This window comes from Burkholderia sp. WP42 (assembly GCF_000745665.1).
In the GTDB taxonomy this organism is placed as follows: Bacteria; Pseudomonadota; Gammaproteobacteria; order Burkholderiales; family Burkholderiaceae; genus Burkholderia; species Burkholderia vietnamiensis.
Genome location: NZ_JQJT01000018.1, coordinates 208,433 through 215,934 on the forward strand (window position 1 = coordinate 208,433; position 7,502 = coordinate 215,934).

A 7,502-nucleotide genomic window follows, 5' to 3' on the forward strand; every position below is an offset into this window, starting at 1 on the left:
GTTGGCGCGGGACGAAAGCGCCAGTCAGCGGCAACACCGCTGATCAACCGGCCTGGGCCACGCCGTCACGCACCGCGTCGCCGCCGTCCGAGGCCGTGCGCGCGAGCACCGGCTTCAACGCGTGTCCGGTATGGCTCGCGTTCACCTTCGCGAGCCTTTCCGGGGGCGCCGCCGCGACGATCGTGCCGCCGCCCACGCCGCCTTCGGGGCCGAGATCGATGATCCAGTCGGCTTCCGCGATCACGTCGAGGTCGTGTTCGATCACGACGACGCTGTGCCCGCCGTCGACCAGCCGGTGCAGCACGCGGATCAGCTTCGCGACGTCGGCCATGTGCAGGCCGACCGTCGGCTCGTCGAGCACGTACAGCGTGTGCGGCGCCTTCTGCCCGCGCCGCGTGATGTCGTCGCGCACCTTGGTCAGCTCGGTGACGAGCTTGATCCGCTGCGCCTCGCCGCCGGACAGCGTCGGCGACGGCTGGCCGAGCGTCAGATAGCCGAGGCCGACGTCCTTCATCAGCTGCAGCGGATGCGCGATGTTCGAGATCGGCGCGAAGAACGCGACCGCTTCGTCGATCTCCATCGTCAGCACGTCGCCGATGTTCCGGCCGCGCCACGTGACCGCGAGTGTTTCGGGGTTGAAGCGCTGCCCGTGGCACACGTCGCACGGCACCTTCACGTCCGGCAAAAAGCTCATGCCGATGGTGCGCACGCCCTGCCCTTCGCACGCCGGGCAGCGCCCGTCGCCGGTGTTGAACGAGAAGCGCGACGCCGTGTAGCCGCGCGCGCGCGCTTCGAGCGTGTCGGCGAACAGCTTGCGGATCGTGTCCCACACGCCGATGTAGGTGGCCGGGCACGAACGCGGCGTCTTGCCGATCGGCGTCTGGTCGACTTCGAGCACGCGGTCGATGCTCTCCCAGCCGCTCAGCGACGCGCAGCCCTGCCACGCGTGCGTCACGCTCAGCGCCGGCCGCGGCGCGCTGCGCGCGAGCACGCTGGAGCGGCGCTTCGTCGCCGGCGCGTCCAGCTGCGCGGCCTTGCGCGCGCGGCGCGTGGCCGGCGACGACAGCACCGAGCGGCCGACCGCGTCGAGCAGGTTCGTCATCAGCACGTCGCGCGCGAGCGTCGACTTGCCGGAGCCGCTCACGCCGGTCACCGCGACGAGCCGCGCCAGCGGAATGTCGACGGTAACGTCGCGCAGGTTGTGCAGCGTCGCGCGATGCACGGTGAGCCAGCCGTCGGGCACCGCGTCGGCGCCGTGCTGGCCGCGCGGGTTCACCGGGCGGCGCGGCTGCAACGGATGCGTCATCGGATGCGCGAGCAGGCGGCCCGTCACCGAATCGGGTTGCGCGGCGAGATCGGCGACCGCGCCTTCGGCGACCAGCGTACCGCCGCGCTTGCCGGCGCCCGGCCCGATATCGATGATGTGATCGGCGCGGCGGATCGTGTCCTCGTCATGCTCGACGACGACCAGCGTATTGCCCTTGTCGCCGAGCTTGCGCAGCGCGTCCAGCAGGATCCGGTTGTCGCGCGGATGCAGGCCGATGGTCGGCTCGTCGAGCACGTAGCACACGCCCTGCAGATTGCTGCCGAGCTGCGCGGCGAGCCGGATGCGCTGCGCTTCGCCGCCCGACAGGCTCGGCGCGGCGCGATCGAGGCTCAGATAGCCGAGCCCGACTTCCTCGAGGAACGCGAGACGGCTGCCGATCTCGCTGACGATGTCGCGCGCGATCTGCGCGTCGCGGCCGGTCAATTCGAGCGCATCGATCCAGCGGCGCGTGTCGGACACCGTCCATTGCGCGACGTCGACGATCGAGTGCGCATCGAACGTCACCGCGCGCGCGGACGGATTCAGGCGCGTGCCGCCGCAATCGGGGCACGGCTCGTTGCCGACGCCTTCCGGCTCCTGCTCGTCCGACGGCAAGGTCTGCTCGCGGCCGCGTTCGTCGCCGGCGAACACCGTGTCGTCGTAAGCGGCGCGCTGCTCGCGCGTGAGCGTGACGCCGGTGCCGACGCACGTCGTGCACCAGCCGTGCTTGCTGTTGTACGAGAACATGCGCGGATCGAGCTCGGGGTAGCTGGTGCCGCACACCGGGCACGCGCGCTTCACCGACAGCACCTTGACCGCCCCGACGCCCGCGGTCGAGCGATCGTTCTGCAGCGCCTGCTGCAGCCCGTCGAGCGGCGCGAGCAGATGCATCACGCCCTTGCCGAGCTCGAGCGTGTCGTCGAGCGCGCGCCGCAACGCGGCTTCGTCGTCGGGCGACACGACGAGATCGGCCACCGGCAGCTCGATCGTGTGCTCGCGGAAACGGTCGAGCTTCGGCCACGGATCGACCGGCACGAATTCGCCGTCGACGCGCAGATGCGTACTGCCGCGCGCCTTCGCCCACTTCGCGAGATCGGTGTACACGCCCTTGCGGTTGACGACGAGCGGCGCGAGCAGCCCGACGTGCTCGCCGCGATGGTCGCGCAGCAGCTGCGCGGCGATCGACTCGACGGTTTGCGACGTGACCGGCGTGCCGTCGTGGATGCAATGCTGGAGGCCGAGCTTCACGTACAGCAGACGCAGGAAATGCCAGACCTCGGAGGTGGTCGCGACCGTGCTCTTGCGGCCGCCGCGCGACAGCCGCTGCTCGATCGCGACGGTCGGCGGAATGCCGTACACCGCGTCGACCTCGGGCCGCCCGGCCGGCTGCACGATCGAGCGCGCATAGGCGTTCAGCGATTCGAGGTAGCGGCGCTGGCCCTCGTGGAACAGGATGTCGAACGCGAGCGTCGACTTGCCGGAACCCGACACGCCGGTGATCACGTTGAACCTGCCGTGCGGAATGTCGACGTCGAGCGCCTTCAGGTTGTGTTCGCGCGCATTGACGATCCGCACGACGTCCTCGCCTTCGATCGCGCGCCGCGCGCGCGCCGCGTTCAGCGCGACCTGCAGCGGCACGCCTTCGTCGGCGCTTGCGGCGTTGCCGTCCATCGCCTGCTCGTACTGCAGCAGCGCGACGCCCGTATGCGATTGCGCGCACGCCTTCACGTCGTCGGGCGTGCCCGCGCACAGCACCAGGCCGCCGCCGTCGCCGCCTTCCGGGCCGAGATCGATCAGCCAGTCGGCCGCGCGGATCACGTCGAGGTTGTGCTCGATCACGATCAGCGAATGGCCGGCCGCGAGCAGCTTGCCGAACGCGCGCATCAGCTTCGCGATGTCGTCGAAGTGCAGGCCGGTGGTCGGCTCGTCGAACATGAACAGCTTCGCGCGCGCGATGCGCGCCTCCTCGCTCGCGACGCGGCGCCCGCCGGCCGCCGCCGCCGACTCGGCGAGGAAGCCGGCCAGCTTCAGCCGCTGCGCTTCGCCGCCGGACAACGTCGGCACCGGCTGGCCGAGCTTCACGTATTCGAGCCCGACGTCGACGATCGGCTGCAGCACGCGCAGCACCTCGGCGTCCGTCGCGAAGAAGCCGACCGCTTCGCTGACCGTCAGGTCGAGCACGTCGGCGATGTTCAGCGCGCGACCGTCGCGCTCGATCCGCACTTCGAGGATTTCCGCGCGGTAGCGGCTGCCGTCGCAATCGGGGCAACGCAGATACACGTCGCTCAGGAACTGCATCTCGATGTGTTCGAACCCGGAGCCGCCGCAGGTCGGGCAGCGGCCGTCGCCGGAGTTGAAGCTGAACGTGCCGGCGCCGTAGCCGCGTTGCAGCGCGAGCGGCGCTTTCGCGAACAGCTTGCGGATCTCGTCGAACGCGCCGACGTAGCTCGCCGGGTTCGAGCGCGTGGTCTTGCCGATCGGCGACTGATCGACGAACACGACGTCGCCGACCTGATCGGCGCCCGCCAGACTGCGGAACGCGCCGGGCGACTCCGTCGCCTTGCCGTGATGGCGCGCCAGCGCCGGATACAGCACGTCCTGCAGCAGCGTCGACTTGCCGGAGCCCGACACGCCCGTCACGCAGACGAGCCGTTGCAGCGGGATCTCGACCGTCACGTCGCGCAGATTGTGTTCGGTCGCGCCTTCGAGCACGATGCGCGGCGTGTCGGCGTCGACCGGGCGGCGCGCCCAGTCCGACGCATGCGCGACGTGCTTGCGGCCACCGAGATACTCGCCCGTCAGCGTGTGCGCCGAGCGGATGTCGCCCGGCGTGCCGTCGAACACGATCGTGCCGCCGCGCTCGCCGGGGCCGGGGCCCATGTCGATCAGCCGGTCGGCCGCAAGCATCACCGACGGATCGTGCTCGACGACGACCAGCGTATTGCCGGCGTCGCGCAGCCGCTGCATCGCGTCGACGATGCGCGTGAGGTCGCGCGGATGCAGCCCGATGCTCGGCTCGTCGAGCACGAACAGCGTTTTGGTCAGCGACGTGCCGAGCGCCGTGGTGAGGTTGATTCGCTGCACTTCGCCGCCCGACAGCGTCCGGCTCTGCCGGTCGAGCGTCAGGTAGCCGAGCCCCACGTCGCACAGATACTTGACGCGCGTACGCACTTCCGCGAGCAGCAGCTTCAGCGCATCGTCGAGCAGCGCGCTCGGCAGCTCGATGTCGTCGAAGAAGCGGCGAATCCGCTCGATCGGCAGCAGCATCAGGTCGTGCACCGTCAGACCGGGCAGCGCGTCGAGTTGCGCGCGCGTCCATTCGACGCCGCGCGGCATGAAACGATCGGCCGGCGCGAGCACCGCGTCGGCATTCGGCTTCGAGCCGAGCCGCCACAGCAGCGATTCGGTTTTCAGGCGCGCGCCGCCGCAGACTTCGCAGGGCGTGTAGCTGCGGTACTTCGACAGCAGCACGCGGATGTGCATCTTGTACGCCTTCGATTCCAGATAGCCGAAGAAGCGTTTCACGCCGTACCACTGGCTCTGCCACTTGCCGTTCCAGTCGGGCGAGCCGTTGATCACCCAGTCGCGCTCGGCCTCCGTCAGATCCGACCACGGCGTGTCGCGGCGGATGTCCGCTTTCGCCGCGTAGCGCATCAGGTCGTCCTGGCATTCCTTCCATGCGGGCGTCTGCATCGGCTTGATCGCGCCGCCGCGCAGCGTCTTGCGCGCGTCGGGAATCACGAGGCCGAGATCGACGCCGATCACGCGGCCGAAGCCGCGGCAGGTTTCGCATGCGCCGTATGCGGAGTTGAACGAGAACAGCGCGGCCTGCGGCTCCGCGTAGCGCAGATCGCTGTCGGGGTCGTGCAGCCCGGTGGAGAAGCGCCACAGCTGCGGCTCGGCCGAGGCGTCCTGCGCATCCGCCGGCAGCACGTAGACGTTCACGCGGCCGCCGCCGCGCTTGAGCGACGCCTCGATCGCCTCGACCACGCGCACCTTGTCGGCCTGCTGCACGCGGAAGCGGTCGGCCACCACGTCGAGCAGTTTGCGCGGGCCGGTCGGCGACGCGACTTCACGCTGCGCCTGCACGCGCGTGTAGCCGCTCGCCGACAGCCACTGCGTGACCTCTTCGTCTGACGCGCTGTCCGGCAGCTCGACCGGGAACGTGACGACGACGCGCGGATCGTCGGCGCGCGTGCGCTCGAGCAGCTGCGCGTAGATCGTCTCCGGCGTATCGTGGCGCACCTGGCGCGCGGTCTTGCGGTCGAACAGCTCGGCCGCGCGCGCGTACAGCAGCTTCAGGTGGTCGTTCAGCTCGGTCATCGTGCCGACCGTCGAGCGCGAGCTGCGCACCGGGTTGGTCTGGTCGATCGCGATGGCGGGCGGCACGCCGTCGACGCGCTCGACCTGCGGGCGGTCCATCCGGTCGAGGAACTGCCGGGCATACGCGCTGAACGTCTCGACGTAGCGCCGCTGGCCTTCCGCGTACAGCGTGTCGAACACGAGGCTCGACTTGCCTGAGCCCGACGGGCCGGTGACGACCGTCATTTCGCCGGTGCGCAGGTCGAGGTCGAGATTCTTGAGGTTGTGCTGACGTGCTCCGCGAATGCGGATCAGATTGCTGGATGACAATTTGCCTGCCCGTCTGAAGGAGTTAGCCGGAATCACGGTGCCGCGGCGCTGCGGCGGATCTCCGCAGGCACGGCGCACGCGTCGCAGGGGTCATGCCTGGGCGGCGCGCGTCCGGCGGATACTATACTGTACATTCATACAGTTTTCCATCGGGTGGGCGGGTGCCTTGGTCGGATGGGGGCGGCATGTGCGGGGCTCGATGCGCCGGGGAACGGCGCGGGGATCGGGCCGCGATCGTTGGTGGGGCGGCGTTGGCTGGCGTTGGCCGCGGCGGTCGGTGGGCGGAGTTGGCCGGTGAGCTTGGTTGGCCGGTGAGCCGAGTTGGGCGAGTTGGCCGCGTCGGCCGCGCTGGTCGCATTGGCCGGGTAGCCGAGTCGGTCCGCGTTGGCCGGCATTGGCACCGTCGGTCGGTGGGCGGAACTGGCCGGTGAGCCTAGTTAGCCGCGTCGGCCACGCTAGCCGCGTCGGTCGCATTAGCCGGGTAGACGACGAGTCGGTCCGCGTTGGCCGCATTAGCCGGGCAAACGAGCTGGTCCGCGTTGGCCGGCGTTGGCAACCATTCGCCGGCGTCCCTCGCGCCGCGATGCGCGCCCGAGCCGGCTTGCCGGACGGAACGTGCGGCCGCGACCGTCCAGCGGCCCGCGGCCCGCAACAATCAGCCTTCCTGCCGCTCGATCAGGAAACGCTCGCGGCGCTTGCCCTTGATCCACGCGGGTTCGCGCCCGCGCCCCGTCCACGTGCGCCCGGTGCTCGGGTCACGATACTTCGGCGCGCCGGTCGGCGTGCGCGTCGATGCCCTGGCGACACGGCCCGTGCGCCCGAAGATCTGCCGGGCCGTCAGCCCGTATTCGGCGACACGGGCGCGCACCTCCTGCAGAACGGTCTCGAGCTCGGCCTGCCGCGCCTCCTCGGCACGCAGCATCAGTTCATCGGCTTGCGCCTTCAGTTCCAGGTAACCCGACATCCTTTTTCTCCAAAGTGTTCCGATGCGATGAAAATCCGAACCGCGCGCGCCGCGAGCGGTTCGTCGTGTGCTCGATGAACGATCGTGCCGCTCGCGGCGCGGCGCCGTTCGCGCCTGTCCGAAGCGCCGCCGGCGAGCACGCTCGTGCTCGTCAGAACGGCAGGCCGACGTCCGGCTTCGCAGCCGTCAGCACGCGGCGGAAATCCGCCTGAATGCGCTCGAGCCCTTCCTGCGTCTCCGCCTCGAAGCGCAGCACGACCACCGGCGTCGTGTTCGACGAGCGCGCGAGGCCGAAGCCGTCCGGATACTCGACGCGCAGCCCGTCGATCGTCACGACCTCGTCCGCGCCGTCGAACTTCGCCTCGCTCTGCAGCTTCTCGATCAGACGGAAGTTCTCGCCTTCTTCCAGCTTGAGTTGCAGTTCCGGCGTGCTCATCGCGTCCGGCAGCGCATTGAGCACCGCGCTCGGATCGGCCGTCTTCGCCAGAATCTCAAGCAGCCGCGCACCCGTGTACAGCCCGTCGTCGAAGCCGTACCAGCGATCCTTGAAGAACACGTGGCCGCTCATCTCGCCCGCGAGCGGCGCACCGGTCTCGCGCA

2 protein-coding genes and 1 pseudogene are annotated in these 7,502 nt (G+C 69.9%); all 3 read right to left on the minus strand.

Annotated features, from left to right (window positions below; translation table 11 throughout):
* Nucleotides 1-43: 43 nt before the first annotated feature.
* Nucleotides 44-5,938: an excinuclease ABC subunit UvrA gene (gene uvrA, locus EX20_RS11990; RefSeq protein ID WP_034193663.1), complete on the minus strand. Its 5,895-nt coding sequence runs from the start codon at nucleotides 5,936-5,938 to the stop codon at nucleotides 44-46.
* Nucleotides 5,939-6,593: 655 nt separating this feature from the next.
* Nucleotides 6,594-6,902 carry an H-NS histone family protein gene (locus EX20_RS11995; protein ID WP_034193664.1) on the minus strand — a complete coding sequence of 103 codons (309 nt, stop codon included), beginning with the start codon at nucleotides 6,900-6,902 and terminating at the stop codon, nucleotides 6,594-6,596.
* 151 nt (nucleotides 6,903-7,053) lie between these two features.
* Nucleotides 7,054-7,502, minus strand: a pseudogene (locus EX20_RS12000) (phosphomannomutase/phosphoglucomutase); the annotation flags it as partial.